The organism is Flagellimonas aequoris, assembly GCF_003584165.1.
Taxonomy (GTDB): Bacteria; Bacteroidota; Bacteroidia; order Flavobacteriales; family Flavobacteriaceae; genus Flagellimonas; species Flagellimonas aequoris.
Window position 1 is genome coordinate 68,153 of the sequence record NZ_QXFJ01000017.1, and the last position, 19,504, is coordinate 87,656.

Below are 19,504 nucleotides of genomic sequence, written 5' to 3' on the forward strand. Positions count from 1 at the left end.
CATAGTGAAAAACCAGATTCCATAGGTCATCTCATGAAGTGATCACATGCTTTTTCGAAGGCCTCCTTATACCCATCCGAAACATGGAACTCATTCCCATCCTTCATGATAATTTTGGTCAGGCTGATATTATTGACCAACTCTTTGATGTTATGATAATTGAGTATGGTTGATTTATTTATTCTGATAAAATTGTCGGGCAGGACTTTTTCAAGTTTTTTCAATGAAATGCGCAAAACCTTCTTTTCCCCCTCCATGATAAAATTGGCATAGTACCCTTCTGAACAGATATACTGAATAGTATCCCGTTTTAAAAAGTATTTTTTGACCCCTTCGGGAACAATCAAAATATCGGGCTCAGTGAACCTGGATGGGTTGTAGGAGTCTAAAATTTGATGATATCTCTCCTCGTCCATTGAGGTCGCCTTGGTCAGTGCTTTATTGAAGCGTTCCGCGTTAAAGGGTTTCAACAGGTAATCCATAACTCCAACATCAAAGGCCTTGAGCGCAAAATGATCGTATGCAGTAATGAATATGATACTACCGAAAAAATGCCCCTTTATGCCTTTGATCACACCGAAGGCATCCCCATCCTTCAATTGAATATCTATCAACAGAATATCAGGTTTGATCTCATTTACGGTCTGTATGGCCCCTTTCATGCTCATAGAAGTCCCCATCAATTCCAACATGGGATGTTCATTGATCATTTTGACCACTCTTCTTAAAGAGGGCCCCTCATCATCCACAACCACCACTGCATATTTTGTCATGGTAACAAGAGTTCATTGACCACCCATCCTTCCTCTTGGTATATCCTAAAGGAACAACGCTCCGGCCTATAATGCCTAAGGCGCTTTTTTACATTGGTAAGCCCAAAATTTTCACGGATGGCACTCAGTTTGGCACCATTGTTTCGAATCAATATTTTCTTGTTGCTTGACTCCACTTCGACGGTAATGGTCAATTTTCCAGTCATCCCTTTAAACCCATGTTTAATAGCATTCTCCACAATGGGCTGAAGGATCATGACCGGCACCAAAAGATCATTGGCCCTATCATCCATTTTCAGGACAAAATCCAATTGATCCTCAAACCTAATTTTTTCGATGCCCATATATTTTTGTAGATTATCCAGTTCTTGGGGCAAGGGCACCAACTTTCCAAAGTCCGCCCTCAGTGTCATTCGCAGAAAATCACTGAGGTTGATGAGCATGTCCTGGGCCTTTCCCCGATCATCATCCATTATGGACACAACACTGTTGAGGGAATTGAACAAAAAATGGGGCTGTAATTGATATTTCAGCAACTGAAGTTTTGAGATGCCAAGTCTGGTTTCCAAGTCCCTTTTTCGAATCACCTCACGTTTCAGGTTCCTGATAAATTCATACACATAAAGAATTGCCACTTGGAACAAATAATTTTTCAGGATGTTGTTGAAACTTACCAAAGCAAAATCCTTTAAGCGGGTTCCATAATTAAGGAATGTCCGTTCCACCAATAAGGAGTCAAATAAAAAGATCAACAGTAGATAAATTGATACATATAAAATTCCATGAACAACTAAAAGAGGAATCCTTATTTGTGGACGAAACCTAATTGAATAATCAAATACCGGAATCAAAAAAGTAAAAAGCATGAGAATCCCTGTAATGAAGCTCCCCAATGGATAAAGGTACACTTGGGCACTAGTCAAAGTATCGGGATATATCATTTTGGTCAGCAGTAACTGGGACAAAGTCAGCACGCCCAAAAACAGCCATAGGATGACAATCCATTTTATTCGATTCATATATTTTTCTTTTAAGCAAGATTAAATGGTTTAAGAGTTCAACTCCTCCTGAATTATGAATTCAAAAGATGTTTAGAAAGTTGAACCCACCTTGATTTATCAACATGTTCAATAGATAAAAGGCCAATAAGGCCAACATTTCGAGAAGCTTTTAGCTATGCAATGACTTTAAAAGGGGCAGTACCAATTCATGGACTGCCCCTTTACCAACTCAATCAAAAAATGCTAACTAACTATCTAATACAAATCCCAGAACAACTTCGTGCCTAGCTGATCTCCTCCTATCGCACTGGCAGCAGCTTCCCTATTGGCATTGTTCCTATTCTGTTCATCGATGGGATAGGTCAATCGAACCGGAATATCATCCAAGGTAAGTTGTGGTGCCTCATTTAGAACAGGATAATCAAACCTTCTCCACTGCAACCAACTCTCTTGCCCCCTATTAAAGAGTGCAATCCACATTTGGGTGCCTATTTTCTGTTTAAAATCACCTTCGGCGGTGGCATAGGCCACTTCAGGCTTAGCCAAATACAAAGCTGCTTCCTCATCTGTGAGTCCCCAATAGGTAAAGGATGCCCTTATGGCCTCATTATAAAATGCATCGGGTGTACCCCCTACATTAAACCCTCGAGCAGCCGCATCTGCCATTAGGAACATAATTTCTGAATAGTCCATGATATTCCCGGGAAGATCTGGTTCAGAGAAAAGGTCTCCGAAATGCGAAGTGGTATCAAAATCACCTCCAGCACCATATTCGCCACCCACAAATTCTCCATCAATAGCGTTTGAAAAGAAGATATCCCTTCGTGGGTCTTCCAAATCATTCAACGCATCTACAATGGTATTGGCCATGAAATAATCACTTCTTCCACTCAACACCAAATCGTTCCACAGTGGGTTGTTTGCCGGTGGAGCGTCAGCGTATAAGAGCACCGCATTGTCTTCGTTACTTTGAAAAACAAAACTGGAAGCTTCTTCCGCCAAGGTCTTGGCCATGGATTCATCCACATCGGACAAGGTCATGGCCAGTTTAAACTTCAAAGAGTTACCGAACTTGATCCATTTACCGGTATCGCCACCATAAATCAAGTCAGCGCCTCCAAAACTATCATAACCGGAATCCAGTGCTGACAATGCATTATCAATCCTCGACACCAGGTCCATATAAATTGTTGAAGCATCGTCATATTTGGGCGTAAGATTTTCACCATCAAGTGCCTCACTGTAGGGCACATCCCCAAAAGCATCCACCAATTGCCCTATAGTATAGGACTCCAACAATTCAATGATCGCCCATCTGTTGTCCTTGATTTTCAATTCTGTGGGAGAAACATAAGCACCAGGAGCTTCAAGCTCCTGTTTTGCAGTTTCAAAATCTATCAACACATCCCGATACAAGGTTCTCCAATAATTACTGGGAATAGTTCGACTCTGAAAATTATACTGACTCTGTTGTGTATAAATTGGGGATGACACATATTGGGTCAAAAATCGAAATATATTGTTGTTGATACTAATGGAGGAATTTATGTCCACCAAATTGCGTTGTGCATTCGAAAAGAAGAGCTCATCCGGTACATTGGCCGTTGGGTTCTTCGGGTCATTGTTCAATTCAGATAATTTCTCATCCTTGGAGCATGAAGAACAAAGGACAAGTCCTATCAATCCTGTAATGATATATTTTTTCATTCTTGTTTTCTTAAAATTCCAATTTTACATTCAAACCATAATTCTTTGCCGTCGGATAAGCACCTATCTGTACTCCTTGGGCATTTCCCGCACTAAACCCAGCTTCTGGGTCACTGTATTTCATATTCTTATGTATGATCCAAAGATTTGAACCGGTCAAGGCTATGGAAGCTCCCTGCACTCCTAATTTGCCCGCCAATTTATTTGGCAGGTTATAGGTCAAAGCAACTTCCCTTAGCTTTACAAAAGAACCATCTTCGACATGGTAGGCCTGTGGCAAGTCACCGAACAAACCTCCCGAATAAACTGCATCGCTGACATCTGCCAACTTTGTGTTAGGGCTACCATCCGGAGCAACCCCGGGAAACACATATCCTCCCCCATCTTCCAAATGGTTACGGATCGGGTTGCCCAAGGAATTGGTTCCGACCGTTTCCGGATAGATACCACTTCCAAAGCCATAATACGTATCCAACGAATACACATCCCCACCACTTCTTACGTCTATTAAGAAATTAAAGGAGAAGTTCTTGTATCTAAAACTGTTGTAAAGCCCACCTATCCAATTCGGGTTGGTATCACCAATTTCTTCATTGGTATCGGAATGTAAATAGGCCCCCGTATCTTGATCTACCACAGGTTTTCCATCGACATATACAAAATTGGACCCCCTTAAGGTACCATAGGGACGTCCCACTGTGGCGTTAAATGTAATACCGGATTGAAAGGATTGTACTTCAAAATTATCCACTCCATCAAACAGGGAAAGCACCTTACTTTGGTTCTTTGACCAGTTGGCCCTTACGTTCCATTCAAAATTATTGGTACGAATCGGTGTACCGTGGATGGACACCTCCAATCCTTTGTTTTCTATTTCCCCTGAATTCACATATTTTCTGCTATACCCAGTTGCAGTGGAAACAGCCACATCAATGATTTGATCAATGGAATTGGTCTTGTAAGCAGCAAAGTCAAATCCCAATCTATTCTTAAAGAAGGTAGCTTCAAGCCCCGCTTCAATGCTTCGTGTCTTTTCAGGCTTTAGATTCGGGTTTCTCAAGGTCGAGCTGACCGAAGCCAAATTCGTTCCTGCAAACGAACCATCATTGTTGAGCAAAACGGGACTCACCAAACTTTGAGGGGTTCCAAAATTCCCTACCTCTGCATAGTTCAATCTCAGTTTACCAAAATTCAACCAATTTGACTCCATCACATTGGAAAAAACAAAAGAGGTGGACACGGAAGGATAGAAAAAGCTGTTATTGTCAACCGGAAGTGTGGATGCCTTATCCTGTCTAGCGGTCACGTCCAGATAAAGGAAGTTCTTATAGCCCAATGACAAAGATCCAAAAACACCATCGACCCCTATCTTGCTAAAATCCTCAGATGGCGGATTTGGGGGGTTCAAAGAATTTGAAATTGCAAAAACGCCAGGCAATATCAATCCCCCATTGGTCTCCGCATATAATATTTCCGTGCTTGTCCTTCTGATATTCATCCCCAATAAACCTGTTACGCTGAAGATGTCGTTAAAGGTCTTGTTGTAATTTAAGGTCGCATCATAGTTCAATTCACTAAACCTCCTATTAAAGCTTGAAAAACTAGGGGTCCCAACACTACCTAAAGCAATGCGCTGTTCCCTAAGTTCGCTGAAATGATCAACGGAAACCCTAAAATTTGCGGATAACCAATCATTGATTCCATATTCCAGTCCCACATTTCCAAAAATTCGATTTCTCTGATCTTCTTGAATGTTCTTGTCAATGGTCCAATAGGGATTGTCCCAGTATTCAGGTTGTTGCGCATCCGGCGTTTTCCAGTTCCAGGTAATGTTCCTGCCTGTTTGTTCATAGGCGCGACGTAAATCCTCAAAATCCACATTTACGGCATACCATTGCCTAAAACTTGTCATTAAGTTCCTAGCATTGGCACCATCATAGCCTGTTCCGTTTCTTCCCTTTCCACGGGTATTGGTATAATTGGCATTGACAGTGACCTTTATTTGGTCCGAAAGCTTATATCCCATGTTTGCACTAAGGTTGTTCCTGACCACCTCACTATTGGGCACTATTCCATGTTGAATGCTATTGGAATAAGTAGTTCTGAAATCACTTTTTTCATTGCTTCCAGCAAGGGATATGGAATTGTTGTAACTAAAGGCAGTTCTAAAGAATGTGGATGGATCGTTCTCAGCAGCCACCCAAGGTGCTTTTTGTAGATAGGTGGGCAATTCTTCCACCAAGGCATTCCAATGGAAAACATTCAGATTTGGATCGAACCTTGGTCCAAAAGAAGCATCATCATTGTATCGTGGCAAGGGGTCTATGGTCCCGTCGCCATCAAGGTCCAAGGTGGTTCGAAAACCGCCTATAAAAGAGCCTGACTCCGTAGTCAAATCCCCGAAATACCCTTGTCCATATTCCTTTTGGTACTTCATAAAAGTACTTTTGTCCATACGGCTCACGGTAATTCCTGAATTCACGGTAATACCAAGATTTTCACCCTCTTGCCCACGTTTTGTGGTAATAATGATGGCCCCATTGGCAGCTCTCGATCCATATAAAGCGGTTGCGGCCGCACCTTTTAAAATATTTACCGATTCAATGGTGGATGGGTCGATATCCGATACCGGATTGCCGTAATCATATCCTCCTCTACCTCCACCAACATCGTTGTTTCCATTCCCATAGGTCACATCCAAATTACCGGGTTGGTTGTTTATGGGCACACCATCCACCACAAATAAGGCTTGGTTATCCCCATTGATGGATGTCACCCCACGAATGATCACATTGGTGGACCCCCCAAGATTGTTGTTTCTTGTAATGTTCACACCGGCTGCCTTACCCGATAACGAGTTGATGACATTATTCTCTCCGGGCACATTGACCTGATCCCCCTCGAGTTCGGTGGTGGCATACCCCAAGGATTTCTTTTCCCTGGAAATCCCCAATGCGGTGACCACTACTTCATCCAATTGCTCATTGGACTCACTGAGGACAACATCGATGATGTTCGAGTTCCCAACTTTGAGACTCTTGGTCGCAAAGCCAATATAGCTGAACCTAAGTTCCTGGCCCGTACTGGCTTGAATTGAAAAGTTTCCATCAAAATCCGATTGGGTTCCCACAGTGGTCCCAACCAAAACGATTGAGACCCCGGGTAAAGGGGCTCCGCTTTGATCCGTAACATTACCTGATACCGTTTTCTGTTGCCCGCGGGCCATTCCAATGGCCAACATAAATAGCAACAAGGCATTTCTGAAATTTTTGAATTTCATTTAGTCTGAGTTTATTTTTCGTTAGTATTCTTTTTTCTACCCAAGTCCCAAAGGACTTTGGAATACATCATTTTACTTGGGTGAATGCCCCAAAAAACTCAATTATAAAACACCTCTTCATGCATTGATATGTATCAAGTCTTTTTTGATATGTACAGATGCATCTGTGAAGTTTAAAATTAGCAGCAGCCCATATGGCCTAGGTAGGATCAGTAAAATGATCGATATGGGATCACTGGCATCAAAAAAGAAACGGTTGGTACCAAGGAGCCACGACATCGCCTTCAAAAGCTTATCTTATGCTTTCGAAAATGAAAGTGCCAAGGCCATTCCATACCATAATGACAGTTCGTTTCCAAAGCGGAGATGCCCTATTGATGGGAAGGTATTGTTCTCCTATAATGCAGCTTTTGGATAGCCTTTAATTTCAACTTTGTGACACCAAACTACACTATGCAACGCAATTTTATTTGTAATCCAGTTTCTCATTTCCGTTCATCGGAACATCTCCAAATTCCCGATATCAGGAGATACAAGATTTTTAAAATGAACAAATTGCACATCAATTACATTTAAAAATCATTCCAATGAGATCACACCTAATTTGCGTCTTCCTTTTATCCCTTTGTACCCTATCCTGTAAAAACGCGAACAACATTGATTTCCATCAAGATATCCAAGCTATTGAAAATGGATTGCTCCCCCCTATATTGGTAAAAGGGGACAGCGTGAAAGGCTTAAATTTAATGGATAGAATGCAACACCATAATGTTCCAGGGGTAAGTATCGCCTTAGTCGAAAATGGCAAACTTAAGTGGGCAAAAGGCTACGGTATCGCAAATTCAAAAACAAACAGTACGATAGATACCAACACCCTCTTTCAAGCGGGATCCATCAGTAAACCCATTGCGGCACTTGCCGCTTTGCAACTGGTTGAAAATGCTCAAATCACGTTGGATGCGGATGTCAATGACCATTTGATTGACTGGAAAGTGCCAGAAAGTGATTTTACAAGTACTCAAAAAGTGACCCTGAGGCGTTTGCTTTCACATACGGCGGGCACCAATGTCCACGGATTTCCGGGATACGCCCAAAAAGATACATTTCCTTCGATCACCGCAGTGCTGAATGGTAAGGGAAATACCCCCAAGATCATAGTGGACACCATTCCCGGTAGTATTTGGCGGTATTCCGGTGGAGGCTACACCATTGTAGAAAAATTGATCGAGGATATAAGCGGTCAACCTTTTGAACGCTATATGCACCAACAGGTCCTACAGCCCTTGGGCATGAACAACAGCACTTACGAACAGCCACTGCCTCCCCACTACCATAAAAATGCAAGTGCTGCATATGACACGGAAGGTTCCATGTTTGAAGGACAATGGTACAATCATCCAGAACAAGCGGCCGCAGGCTTATGGACAACCCCAACCGATCTAGCAAAATACTGCATCCAAATACAGGAAATCCTATCTGGTGCACCCAACGGCATATTAAAAAAACCAAGCGTGGAAGAAATGTTGACCGATCAAGGAAACGACTGGGGCCTTGGACCTTCCTTGGATGAGAAAAACGGTGCATTGGTGTTTAGGCATGCCGGCAAGAATGTGGGGTTTACGAATGAATTTATTGCGTATGCCCATCAGGGCAATGCCGTAATCATAATGACCAATGCGGATAACGGGGGCAAATTGATCGGGGAAATATTGCGTTCGGTTTCCGCATATTACCATTGGGACCTCAACAATCCATTGACCATCGAATTGATGGAGGTAAATGATGACGAACTTTCCCGTTTCACAGGAAAATATGTATTGGACTTTCAGGTCGCGGGGATTGGCGATTATCTGATCGATGTGGATTTGAAAGACAATTCCCTTAGGGTCACAGACCCCAACAACGGGGACATCAATATCTTGCGTCCCACGAAAAAATGGGAGTTCATGGATTTGGACAAAGGGGACAAGGTAACATTTCGACTGGAAAAGGACAGTATCGACATACTATGGAACAACAGGTTTCTTTTCCATAAAGTGGAATAAACCCTTTCTAAAACAAAGAATTCCAAACCAAATAACAACAGTGCACATCTTTATGAAAATCAAAATCACCCTCATTGTAATCCTTTTATTTTCCTTGGCGATCAAAGCTCAGGACAGGAAGTTGGATAGTACTGCAATTACGTCGTCCATCCATACCTATATCGAAAACTTTTTTGAAAACAATTTTGAGGCCATGAACAGCTCCCTACACCCCAGGTTGGCAAAAAGGGGATTCAACCCAGATGGATCCCTAAGTGAAGACTTCCCTCCCGGTAAACTAAAGGAACTCATGGCCACCAAACCTAAATTTGAATTAAGGCACCAACAGAACACCATCGATATTCTGGGTGTTTTTGGAAATATGGCAAGTGCCCGATTGCGCACGGGTTACCCCAATCAAAGATGGACCGAGTACATCCATCTGCTCAAGGAAGATGGACAGTGGAAGATCATCAATGTTTTTTGGGAGTTTTCCCCAAAGAATAATTAGACCCTAAGTAATCGAATAAATCAATTCCTTTAAGCTTGATCCCTATGACCCATAAAAGCTCCCTGCTGTTCTTGATCACCATATTCTCCATGGCCCCGTTCATTGGAAGGGGATTCCAATCACCGCCTTCATTGGACCACAATTTTCAGGAAATGGTCCAATCAGCTCTTGACTCCTTATATAATGAGGATGAAGATTTTGGTGGTGCCACTCTGGGAATCGTTCTTCCCAATGGCGCCTCACATGCTTTTGCCGTCGGATATGCCGATATGGATACCAAAGCACCCATGCGACCCGACCATATGATGCTCGGAGGCAGTACCGGTAAAATATTTGTTTCAGCGGCCATTATGCAACAGATCGAACAAAAGAACATCGAACTGGATAAAGACATTCAGTACTATTTGGGCGACAAAAAATGGTTTGATAGGATCCAAAACCATAAAAGCATTACCATCAGGAATTTAATGCAACATAGTTCAGGCATTTCAAGATATGTATTTACCGAAAGATTTCTTTCCGATGTTGCAAAGGATCCGGACAGGTTCTGGACACCACAGGAGTTATTGAGTTATGTATTTGACCTCCCACCCTTGTTTGAAGCAGGAACAGACTTTTCTTATTCGGATACCAATTACATCATCTTGGCCCTTGTACTAGAAGAAGTAACCGGAAAAACCCTTTACGAGTATGTGGATTCGAACATACTTGCGCCATACCGCCTAAAAAATGTTCAACCCCAATTATCCAGGAAAATCCCAAATCTTCCCACAGGATACAATGGCACAAAAGACCCTTTTTATCCAGGTACCGTCACCAAGAATGGAGTATATCAATACAACCTCCAATTCGAATGGGCCGGAGGTGGTTATGTGGTCAATGTCCTAGATCTGGCCAAAGCGGGGAAATTGATCTATGAGAACCAAATTTTCAAGGCAGACCTAATGCCTGAATTCTTGAAGGGCATTGACGCCAAAGAACTCGGTGGCCAATGGGGACTGGGCGTACATGTTTCACAAATCGAAGGGGTGACCACCTATGGTCACAGTGGATTCTTTCCGGGCTATATCACAAATATGGTCTACTTCCCGCGGAGCAAGGTTGGCATAGCCTTTCAAGTCAACGTTTCCGATAGGGAGCGACTGGGGCTTTATAGAAAACTGACCCAACTTGTCCCTCGGATCAATAAGCTGGCCCTCGGTCATCAGGAATAATTTACGCATCAATCATAATCATCATCAAAAAACGAACTTTATGAAATACATAACACTTGGGCTACTTCTTGTGGGGTTGCTCATCTTTTCCAAACCATCAGGAAATACGCAGCAATGGATAGCCGATTTCGATAAGCTCAAAGAAGAGATGGTAAAAGGCTATGCCAACCTAAAATTTTCAACCATCAAAGAGGGGTTGGATCTCGCTGAGCTCAACAAGCGGACCACGCTTCAGTTGGAACAGGCAAAAAGCAAGGAGGATGCCCAAGAAATCATTATGAATTTTCTGAAGATTTTCAATGATGGGCATTTGCGGGCAAGAAAGTATAGGGTCCCTGACAAAAACTTGAATTCCGACAAAGCATTCCGTGAGCTCAACAGCAATGACTCGGCATTCAGCGCATTGACCAAAATGGCCTACGAAAAAAGAGCCCCTAAATTCCCCATTCAATATGATTCGGTGGCTGGTTATGAACCGCTAACCTCCAAGGAAAATCCTTTTCCTTTGGCCATTATAAAAAAGGATGAGGACAAGATAGGGGTACTTCGTATTGGCTTCTTTGGGTATTGGAGGTATTGGGATACTGCCCTTTCCCTTTGGGAAGAACATAGCCAAACCTTTGAGGGTAATTGTGACAATGAATGTCAATGGACCTTTACCAAAATGGTGGAAAAAGAGCTTACCCAGAAATTGATTCAGCAAATTGACCTCGCAAAGTCCCTTGAGGTAGATGCACTTATCGTCGATGTCTCAGGAAATGGGGGTGGCACGGAATGGTATGAAGCGGTTGCCAGATTATTTTCAGACTCAAAACTCAGGAACCCACCTTTTTATGTGGTCAAACATACCATTTGGCAAAATGTCCTAAGCCCTCAGCTTAAGCTTATTGATGCCGATTTGGCCAATCCCGATATCAATGTTCCACTTAAGAATGCCCTTCAACAACTAAAGGACCATACAAGCCAGCTCTTGGAAAGTTGTATAAATCACTGCGACCCCAATGACGTATGGTCGAACAATAATCTAGAATGTTTGGATTTACTTGAACATGCATACGCCTATGAATTGCCGGAAGCGATTACGGAAGACAAACAGTTCCGAGAACTTCATACTAAGAATCTGATTCAAACCAATCGATTCCTGCCCTTCAAAAGAGGTATTTTTGCCGATAAGGACCGGCTTTTCATTGTCCAAGATCGAGGATCGGGATCTGCAACCGAAGGTTTCACTTCCATCCTACAGTCCAACGAAGCTGCCATTATTGTGGGAGAAACCAGTTATGGTGCCGGTTGTGGTTACACCAATGGTGGACAGGAAGTGGTATTGGAACATCTAGACCTAGTGGTGAAAATGCCGGATTGTGTGAGATTGCGCAAGGACGGTACCAATGAAATATATGGCATCAAGCCCGATATCGCCATTGGCTGGGAAGAAGATAGCACTAGTTTCGAAAAAGGGGCATTGGTCATCGATGGCATCCAAAAATATATAAGAAACCATTGACCACAGATTGGCATTGCAAATTATAAGCAAAAACATATGTATTTAAAGCTAATAATCCTGTAAAAATCAGCTCCCACACTGGAAATTGAATATCATATCCCTTACTTGAAAATAGTCTTATCAAAAACCCTTGGTTTCATATCAAATCCAAAAAACCAGTTCATTGTATCGATACATTTGGATTGTTAAAAAATCCATTGAGTGTAGTTCTCATTGATTGATTTTTTGAATTAGCTACTTAAGCCTCCCAATGGGAGGCTTTTAATTTTTCTATATGTTTAGATATGTATGCATCATTTGCCTATTAGGGTTATTTCAACCTGTTTCGGCCCAGTTTGTCCCCTTGGATAAAAAAGCCCACATTGAGGCTGTAAACGTCCATTTAAGATCATTGACCACGGATGGAAAACAATGCCTTGAGGTCCTCAAAAACGAGGGAGTATACCAACCGAGCCAACCAACCTATGCCAAAATAAAGGACGTATCGTTCATCAATGGCACTATTGAACTCGAAGTATACAGTTCCATTTTGCAAGGGGCACCAGAAGCTGCAAGGGGTTTTATAGGTGTCGCCTTCCGTATCAACAATGACAATACAAGTTTTGAATGCATCTATATCAGACCTAGAAATGGGCGGGACCCAGATCAATTGCGCCGCAATCATTCCACGCAATATTTCGCCTATCCCGATCATCCCTTTTCCAAACTAAGAAAAGAATATCCAGGGACATATGAATCCTATGCCGACATGGAATTGAATACTTGGATTCCCATGCGAATTGAGATCCACGATAGAACGGCAAGACTTTATCTGAATGGAGATGAACAACCATCCTTGATCGTCAACGATTTGAAAAACGCTTTTGACACGAAGGGCTCAATAGGGCTCTTTGTGGACAACGGGACCCAAGGATATTTTCGAAATCTTAAAGTGACCGTTTTAGAGGACTGAAAAGGAGTGGTGACATACCATGACCTGTATACGAAACCATTTAAAAGCACTGAAAAAAATTATCAAATCCTATATCAATTTCGAAATTCAGGATACGACCAAAACGATAATTTTCTAAAATTGAAGAACTTGTCAAATACCATTTGACAAAAGACCAAGATGAAGAAATCGAATCCATTTGAACAACATAACAGGCTATGATCAAATCTACAGTATCGTACTTCAAGAGAAGTGGGTACATCGAAATGAGCTCATCGTATCAAATTCGAATTAATTAAATTGACATACTCCAATGAAAAAAACATTTTTATGCATCATGGCCATTGCCACTTTAGGGTGTGCGGACCAACCGCAAGGCAGCAACTATGAAAGCTGGACGGCAATGCCAGGGTATCAACTGGATTCCAACCTACGCTCCCCCATCAAATTTTTTCCTGAAATTGTTTCTACATCCATTGATAAGTTCAACACCACTTTCAGTCCCGATGGGAATACGATTTACTATTCTGCAACATCGCAAAAATTGGGCATTACGGGCATCGCATATCAGAAGTTTGATGGGAATACATTTTCCCAACCGGAGTTCGTTCCCTTTTCGTCCAGTGATACGCCTATCGCAGATGTACAGATTTCCCCTGACGGAAACCAACTCTTATTCGCTACGTTCAAACACTATGAGGGAAAACCTGAAGGGTTCAATTTCAACCTTTGGTCATCATCCCTAAAAGACGGGAAATGGCAAGACCCGGAACCCATAGGGGAACCCATTGCATCTTCAGGTAATGAATTTTATCCAATAATGACCAAGAACGGGTCTCTTTATTTCAATTCTGACAGAACCGGAAACTCCGATATTTATTTTTCAAGATTTGAAAACGGATCCTTTCAGGAACCGGTTCCGCTCCCTGAAAACATCAATTCGGAAAGTAGAGAGGCCGATGCCTTCATATCACAAGACGAATCCTTTATCATATTCGTTCGTGTGGATGAGCCTGATGGATTTGGCAACAGTGATCTGTACATTAGTTTCAACAAGGGAAGCAACGAATGGACCGACCCGATCAATATGGGCGAAAACATCAATAGTGACCAGATCGATGGAAGTCCCTACGTCACCCCGGACCACAACTATTTGATCTTTACCACAGGACGCCGAACCACGGATATCCAAAAAAGGGCCATGACGAATTATTCAGAGTTCAAATCCATTCAATCCTCCAGTGAAAATGGATCTCTAAATTTTTACATCGTCCAATTGGACTTGGCCCACTATAAGAATTTGGCATATTGAGTTCAGAAAAAGATTAATGAATAATGGGCATTTCCAAAAATTCTTGGAACGCCCATTATCTTAAAAAATACCCTACCATGATCTTTATACTATTCTTGGTTGAAGACCTTAGGTTCAAACTACACCTTTGTCCTCCAAGGATAGCTTAGTCCCAAACATACTTCCAAGTACCATCCGGTTGACGTTTCCAAATGGTCAAGTAAATACCTGGATATTCAGTCATTTTACCGGAAGCATCCGGAAAAAACCATACATACTTTCCGTAGCTGTACGCCAGGTCCCCTGAGCCCGCCAATTCAATGTGATCGGGTGTCCATTGCACCTTTGCGCTTTCATACATGGGTGAGCCATAAAATTCCTGAATGGCCTCTTTTCCCTCCACAAGTTTCCCATTTCGGTGCAATACGGCCGATGCAGCCGCATAGAACACAAAAGCGCTCTGTATCCCATCCGCTTCGGTCATTTTTTGAAAGGCAACTTCGGTTTGATAGACTTCCGAATGTGCTCCTGTAAAGCCATCTGTTGCTTTTTCGACCTGCCCCATGGACCTAAATAGACCAACATTGGAAACCAGCACGAACAATAGCATGTAATAACGATTTGTTTTCATATTTATAAAGAATAAGTGTTACCAAAATGGTTTTGATCAAAAAATAACAGCCCAACTGCCTTAACCAACATTTTCAACGGCAAACCTCAAGACCGTTTTCAGCTTTTCCGGAGCGGTCCTGTTGTAATCGGTCAAATAAATCTCCCTATGGGAATCCGATACACGTTTTAATTCATGCTCCTCAAGAAAGCTTTCCATCATGACCAAGGTCTCCCCTTCCTTTTCAAAAGGCCCCACATGCATCATCTGAACGGATTTCCCATCGTGTATGATCTTATATTTGACCTGACCAAGCAATTCGTTTTCATTGCGTTGTACCAAATCTGTAAGTAGCCCCATAAACTTTACCTCTGACACAAAATCGGGCTGCCGAATCATCAATTGATACACCAAATTATCCTTGTTCTGACATCCTGCGGAACAGGTATTGCCTTCATCACAGCGGCTCCAGATACCCTCCAAGGGATAAACCGTATAATCCACATAGTTTTTAGGCCGATCAACAGATTTTTTCAATGCCATCTTGATGGCATAGGAAATGGAATACAGTGCCTTTACCGCCAATGCAAATTTTGCATCACTTGGATTTCCTTTCCCCTCTAAGGTAAGATAAACCTGTTGGGCAACATCAATTATTTCGGGGCCATTTTTGGGCAGATAAAGCCGTTTCTCATGCTTGCGCCATTCCTTTTTGAGCATTGTACAGTTGTTAAATTCGGGAATCCGTTCAATGCTTTGGCAAGTAGGCTTCGGGAATGGGGTTTTCTTCCGTTTCTTGGGCCCAAAAAATATTGACGACCCTCCATCTCCCCCCTTGATTGATCAATTGGATACTATTGATACCTCTCATGAATGGTTCGGTGTCTGATTTACTTTTAAAGCACTGATACGTACTGAACACTTGGGCTATATGGCCAAACACAGCAACTTCACGATGTATCTCTTCTTCAAAAAATCCATTCTCCACCAACCATTTCCCTGAAGTCTCGACATATCCTTCAGGGGTCAAGAAAATCGCTCCTGCCGTTCCATCGGGATTCTTCCTTGTGGCAGCAAGTCGACCGTTGGGATGATAGATGTACCGCATAAGGTCCCAATCCCGTTCTTCCCCCTTTTCACCGGATATCACATCATATAGCGCATTAATGGTCCCATCGATGGTCGCGGTCATTTCCGCATAATCGGTTTTTTGTTGTTGGGCCATGACATTGCCCATCATTAAAAGGCAAACAACGGAAAACAGGTATCCTCTCATATCAATACTAATTAAATTTATATTTTAACAATTATTTCTGTAACGATTTACATCAATCATTACTCATTAGGAAGTCAAATCTAGGTGGATCAGCACCTCAATTTGTATTGAATTCTTAAATCAAGAGACTTTTTTACCATGGATTTAATGTTGATACTTTCATTTTTATCAGGGATTGCCATCCCCGGAGGCCTGTTACTAGGCGCCTATTTTTATTTTATAAGGAAAGAGAACCGATTAAAACTAGGGTTGTTGGCCATGCTTTTTGCTGCTTTGGCCATCCGCTGTTCCAAATCTTTTTTTTGCTTTTCCCTCAATCTCCCGGATATGGGCATGGCCATTAGCTATTTGGGCCTGGCATGTATAGGCCCAATAACCTGGTTGTATATCTCCAATGCACCGAAAGCGGAATTTAAAACATTACGGAAGCAGGAACTTCTTCACTTTCTTCCTTCCCTATTGGGATTTGTGGCGATTACCTTCTATGGAAAAGAATTTGCTGTTGAACTGTATATGTATACCACCTACCTTATGTTGGTGTATCTATTGATTTCTTGGGGCTATATGATAAAACACAGCAACAAGATAACGGGTCCCCTGTTCAAATGGAACATCATTCTTTTGACAACGGTCACCCTGTTTTGCCTGATATTCCTATTTCAGTATTACACCAATGAGTTGTTGCACTATACCATTGCATCGGGCGTATCCTCATTTTTGTTTTATGCCCTATTCTTTATTTCATTGAAAACCCCCATTTTATTTCCCAAAAAAAAGCCGGTACAAAAGGGAGATCCCGAAGTGATCCAAAAAGTCAATCAGGCTATCAAAAAGGAAAAAATATACCGGGTCCCCTCGTTGACCTTGGATAAATTTTCAAAAGAATTAGGGTTTCCCTCATACTTGGTATCCCGTACCATTAGAGCCGAATATGAAAAATCATTTTCCGAGTTCATCAATCATCTCCGTGTTCAAGAAGTAATCGAAAAATTACCGGAAAGGGAACAGGAGCATCATAAAATCGAGGGCTTGGCCTATTCGGCCGGATTCAACACCCCTTCCACTTTTTATGCAGCTTTCAAGAAAGTGACCGGAATGAGTCCCACAGAATACGAAGAGCAATTTTTTGGGGTTGACAACTTGGTATCCCAGAGTTAAACCCCAAAACGATAGGTCGCTTTAACCATGATCGCTCGATTGAGCAGTTCAAAGTTGTCGGTGACATTGTTTTGGTTATAAATGAGAAAAATATCGGAAAGTGGCGAAAAACGCCATTGCAACCTAGCATATATACTGAAGTTTTCATTGAATGAATTGTACTGTACAGCACTGTTCAGGAACAACTTGTTCGTAAAACCAATGGAACTGTTGAACCTCAGTAGATGTAGTGTCACATCTCCATAGTTGTCAGGTAAACTGACATTGTTCAGATCATAGGACAGCTTAAAATTGCCCCAATGGGCAAAACGAAGATTGGCCGAAGAAGAAAAGGTCGATCTACTCCCATTATAAAACGATCCGATATTGAGCCCCAAGTTGTAGCTAAACTGTCTTCGTATATCGGAATTATATGAAATATCCGTTCTCCAATAGGTATACTTGGCTGCAGGGAGGTTGTCGAATGCTGTCCCCAAAAAATTTGTGGGGTACAATAGACGGATATTGGTATGGTTCATTGAGATCGTGAACGAACCCGTATTCTTCAAAAAGGCATCATAGGCGAGATTGTACTGTTGTTCATTTACCTTGCCATCGATAAAATATAGGTTATGCCATGTCCTCAACCCATGACTATTGAGCACTCCCTTATCTGGAAAAAAGGTAAACTTCATCCATGGATTGACCTGGCTATAGCCTTGGCGGAACAGTTCATTGGTTTCCGCATTGTACACCAAGGTTCTTGGCACAAACCCCAAATCCGCCCTAAAGGAATCATTGAGATGGTTGAACACCCATCCTGTGCCAAAACCCTTTGTATTGTAACTGCCCTCCATACCATAAAATTGTCCTCTGGGAATCCCCGAGGATTGACTTGTATGGTACATGATGACATTACTGAATTTACCATTGTCAGAAATAAAGGAGAACTCGCCTCCCAAATTGTAGCTGTCATTTTCGGCAGCACTGTCCCCAATACTATTTCTATTGATATAGATGCCTTTGAACAAGGAGCGCTTTAAAACACGGTATTGAAATGCTCCAATAAGGTTGTTTTCAGCATTCACGTCTTCCATTGAAGCCGATTGTACATTCATCAGCCCGATCCTTAGGTCCTTGCCCAAATTACCGGTCAGTTTCCCGCCATAAACAATGGGTATCGATTGTTGGCCGGCCAATCCAATCCTTCGAGAAAAAAAAGGTCGAACATTTTCGTTTCCAAAATTGGAAAAGACATCATTGTTTTCCAAAAAGAAGTCCCTTCGCTCCGGTAAGGAAATATCGAATCTTGAGATATTGACCACCTCCTGGTCGACATCTGCATTGGAAAAATCTGGATGTATGGAAATATCGGCATAAAGGGAACGGGTTATGGGAACCTTAACATCCACCCCCACGTCCACATCCGACTCCTCGTTTTGCCCATCTCCATAAAATCCTGTCACATATGGTTTGACAAAAAAATGCTTGTTTTTGACCTTTGGTGGATGTTCCCAATGCAAGGTTCCCATATAGTTCAAATCGATGGCATTGAAATTTACGGGAAACTCGGTCCAGGTGTAATAAAAGTTCGCCGTCTTATCCGTTCGAATAAAGTTGATGCCCCAACGCTCATTTCCCTCATTATATCGCAAACTATTGAAGGGAATGGCCATTTCGACAAACCAGTGATCTTCATACTGGCCTACCGCTGAATACCATTTTTCATCCCAAGTCTCCGAATAATAGGTTTGGGATGCCTCCACTGTAAGAGTCCCATCGAGTTCGGCACCTCCTGCATTCACACCGAACAACACCCCGTGCTGCTTCGTGTTGATCGGATCCATGACAACGGTAAAGGAGTCACTGTTCCAATGTGCATTGTCCGAATCACGTTGAAGCGATTGTATCACCCTTTCCCCTCCATCATATATCCATGCTCCGATAAACAACATTTGACCGTCATGGGTCATTTTTATCTTGGTAACCTTAGGGGCAAACCCATGATCGATGGGATTATGGTTGAACAGTTCTTGAATGCTGTCCAATCCGTCCCATTCCCCATCAGCATACACTCCGTTGACCTGTATAGAGGAAGGTTTCGGACCGACCCCATAAATGAACCGTTCCCTGTTGGGGGACTGCTCCTGTCCGATTAGCATCCGACCCCAAAGGCCCAGCAAAACCAATAAAACAATTCTATTGACCACCTCGATTAATTTTCAAGCTCAATATTGCATCTTCT

The 19,504-nt window shown here is 42.3% G+C and carries 16 protein-coding genes; 8 read left to right on the plus strand and 8 right to left on the minus strand.

Features of this window, described 5'->3' with window-relative positions; all coding sequences use genetic code 11:
• Nucleotides 1-26: 26 nt before the first annotated feature.
• From D2U88_RS07260 to D2U88_RS07275, 4 genes are all read right to left on the minus strand, one after another.
• Entirely contained in the window at nt 27-773 is a 747-nt protein-coding gene (locus D2U88_RS07260; protein WP_119639725.1) for a LytR/AlgR family response regulator transcription factor, read from the minus strand.
• Nucleotides 770-1,525: a sensor histidine kinase gene (locus D2U88_RS07265; protein WP_182859121.1), complete on the minus strand. Its 756-nt coding sequence runs from the start codon at nt 1,523-1,525 to the stop codon at nt 770-772. Before D2U88_RS07265 ends, D2U88_RS07260 begins: the two co-directional genes overlap by 4 nt.
• A 504-nt stretch (nt 1,526-2,029) precedes the next feature.
• Nucleotides 2,030-3,481, minus strand: a complete 1,452-nt coding sequence (locus tag D2U88_RS07270) for a SusD/RagB family nutrient-binding outer membrane lipoprotein (protein WP_119639727.1) — start codon at nt 3,479-3,481, stop codon at nt 2,030-2,032.
• Between the two features lie 10 nt (nt 3,482-3,491).
• Entirely contained in the window at nt 3,492-6,761 is a 3,270-nt protein-coding gene (locus tag D2U88_RS07275; RefSeq protein WP_220473490.1) for a SusC/RagA family TonB-linked outer membrane protein, read from the minus strand.
• Between the two features lie 226 nt (nt 6,762-6,987).
• Here D2U88_RS07275 and D2U88_RS19405 point away from each other — a divergent pair, with 226 nt between their 5' ends.
• From D2U88_RS19405 to D2U88_RS07310, 7 genes are all read left to right on the plus strand, one after another.
• Entirely contained in the window at nt 6,988-7,179 is a 192-nt protein-coding gene (locus tag D2U88_RS19405) for a hypothetical protein (protein WP_147378553.1), read from the plus strand.
• A 169-nt stretch (nt 7,180-7,348) separates the two neighbouring features.
• Nucleotides 7,349-8,806, plus strand: coding sequence for a serine hydrolase domain-containing protein (locus D2U88_RS07285; protein WP_119639730.1), 1,458 nt, complete (start codon nt 7,349-7,351; stop codon nt 8,804-8,806).
• A gap of 52 nt (nt 8,807-8,858) precedes the next feature.
• The gene (locus tag D2U88_RS07290; protein ID WP_119639731.1) at nt 8,859-9,296 is read left to right on the plus strand and encodes a nuclear transport factor 2 family protein; all 438 of its coding nucleotides are present in this window, start codon (nt 8,859-8,861) and stop codon (nt 9,294-9,296) included.
• 44 nt (nt 9,297-9,340) lie between these two features.
• The gene (locus D2U88_RS07295) at nt 9,341-10,510 is read left to right on the plus strand and encodes a serine hydrolase domain-containing protein (protein ID WP_119639732.1); all 1,170 of its coding nucleotides are present in this window, start codon (nt 9,341-9,343) and stop codon (nt 10,508-10,510) included.
• 40 nt (nt 10,511-10,550) lie between these two features.
• On the plus strand, nt 10,551-12,014 hold the full coding sequence (locus D2U88_RS07300; protein ID WP_119639733.1) for a S41 family peptidase: 1,464 nt from the start codon (nt 10,551-10,553) through the stop codon (nt 12,012-12,014).
• Between the two features lie 274 nt (nt 12,015-12,288).
• Nucleotides 12,289-12,966, plus strand: a complete 678-nt coding sequence (locus tag D2U88_RS07305) for a 3-keto-alpha-glucoside-1,2-lyase-like domain-containing protein (RefSeq protein WP_119639734.1) — start codon at nt 12,289-12,291, stop codon at nt 12,964-12,966.
• Between the two features lie 292 nt (nt 12,967-13,258).
• Nucleotides 13,259-14,257 carry a TolB family protein gene (locus D2U88_RS07310; RefSeq protein ID WP_119639735.1) on the plus strand — a complete coding sequence of 333 codons (999 nt, stop codon included), beginning with the start codon at nt 13,259-13,261 and terminating at the stop codon, nt 14,255-14,257.
• Nucleotides 14,258-14,402: 145 nt separating this feature from the next.
• On the opposite strand, the gene D2U88_RS07315 is transcribed toward D2U88_RS07310, so the two are convergent.
• From D2U88_RS07315 to D2U88_RS07325, 3 genes are read right to left on the minus strand one after another with little or no spacing between them, the layout of a single operon-like run.
• On the minus strand, nt 14,403-14,867 hold the full coding sequence (locus tag D2U88_RS07315) for a YybH family protein (RefSeq protein ID WP_119639736.1): 465 nt from the start codon (nt 14,865-14,867) through the stop codon (nt 14,403-14,405).
• A 60-nt stretch (nt 14,868-14,927) separates the two neighbouring features.
• Entirely contained in the window at nt 14,928-15,566 is a 639-nt protein-coding gene (locus D2U88_RS07320) for a GyrI-like domain-containing protein (protein ID WP_119639737.1), read from the minus strand.
• Between the two features lie 28 nt (nt 15,567-15,594).
• Nucleotides 15,595-16,122: a hypothetical protein gene (locus tag D2U88_RS07325; protein ID WP_119639738.1), complete on the minus strand. Its 528-nt coding sequence runs from the start codon at nt 16,120-16,122 to the stop codon at nt 15,595-15,597.
• A gap of 147 nt (nt 16,123-16,269) precedes the next feature.
• On the opposite strand from D2U88_RS07325, the gene D2U88_RS07330 reads away from it, so the two are divergent.
• On the plus strand, nt 16,270-17,280 hold the full coding sequence (locus D2U88_RS07330; protein WP_182859122.1) for a helix-turn-helix domain-containing protein: 1,011 nt from the start codon (nt 16,270-16,272) through the stop codon (nt 17,278-17,280).
• Here the strand turns inward: D2U88_RS07330 and D2U88_RS07335 are convergent.
• Nucleotides 17,277-19,469, minus strand: coding sequence for a DUF5916 domain-containing protein (locus D2U88_RS07335; RefSeq protein WP_147378554.1), 2,193 nt, complete (start codon nt 19,467-19,469; stop codon nt 17,277-17,279). The two genes, D2U88_RS07330 and D2U88_RS07335, sit on opposite strands and share 4 nt — an antisense overlap.
• Nucleotides 19,470-19,504 lie beyond the last annotated feature (35 nt).

Bases quoted from the DNA above. Each gene is read 5' to 3' on its own strand.
- D2U88_RS07260 (WP_119639725.1), bottom strand. From the start codon at position 773: ATGACAAAATATGCAGTGGTGGTTGTGGATGATGAGGGGCCCTCTTTA.
- D2U88_RS07270 (WP_119639727.1), bottom strand. From the start codon at position 3,481: ATGAAAAAATATATCATTACAGGATTGATAGGACTTGTCCTTTGTTCT.
- D2U88_RS07275 (WP_220473490.1), bottom strand. From the start codon at position 6,761: ATGAAATTCAAAAATTTCAGAAATGCCTTGTTGCTATTTATGTTGGCC.
- D2U88_RS19405 (WP_147378553.1), top strand. From the start codon at position 6,988: ATGGGATCACTGGCATCAAAAAAGAAACGGTTGGTACCAAGGAGCCAC.
- D2U88_RS07285 (WP_119639730.1), top strand. From the start codon at position 7,349: ATGAGATCACACCTAATTTGCGTCTTCCTTTTATCCCTTTGTACCCTA.
- D2U88_RS07290 (WP_119639731.1), top strand. From the start codon at position 8,859: ATGAAAATCAAAATCACCCTCATTGTAATCCTTTTATTTTCCTTGGCG.
- D2U88_RS07295 (WP_119639732.1), top strand. From the start codon at position 9,341: ATGACCCATAAAAGCTCCCTGCTGTTCTTGATCACCATATTCTCCATG.
- D2U88_RS07300 (WP_119639733.1), top strand. From the start codon at position 10,551: ATGAAATACATAACACTTGGGCTACTTCTTGTGGGGTTGCTCATCTTT.
- D2U88_RS07305 (WP_119639734.1), top strand. From the start codon at position 12,289: ATGTTTAGATATGTATGCATCATTTGCCTATTAGGGTTATTTCAACCT.
- D2U88_RS07310 (WP_119639735.1), top strand. From the start codon at position 13,259: ATGAAAAAAACATTTTTATGCATCATGGCCATTGCCACTTTAGGGTGT.
- D2U88_RS07315 (WP_119639736.1), bottom strand. From the start codon at position 14,867: ATGAAAACAAATCGTTATTACATGCTATTGTTCGTGCTGGTTTCCAAT.
- D2U88_RS07320 (WP_119639737.1), bottom strand. From the start codon at position 15,566: ATGCTCAAAAAGGAATGGCGCAAGCATGAGAAACGGCTTTATCTGCCC.
- D2U88_RS07325 (WP_119639738.1), bottom strand. From the start codon at position 16,122: ATGAGAGGATACCTGTTTTCCGTTGTTTGCCTTTTAATGATGGGCAAT.
- D2U88_RS07330 (WP_182859122.1), top strand. From the start codon at position 16,270: ATGTTGATACTTTCATTTTTATCAGGGATTGCCATCCCCGGAGGCCTG.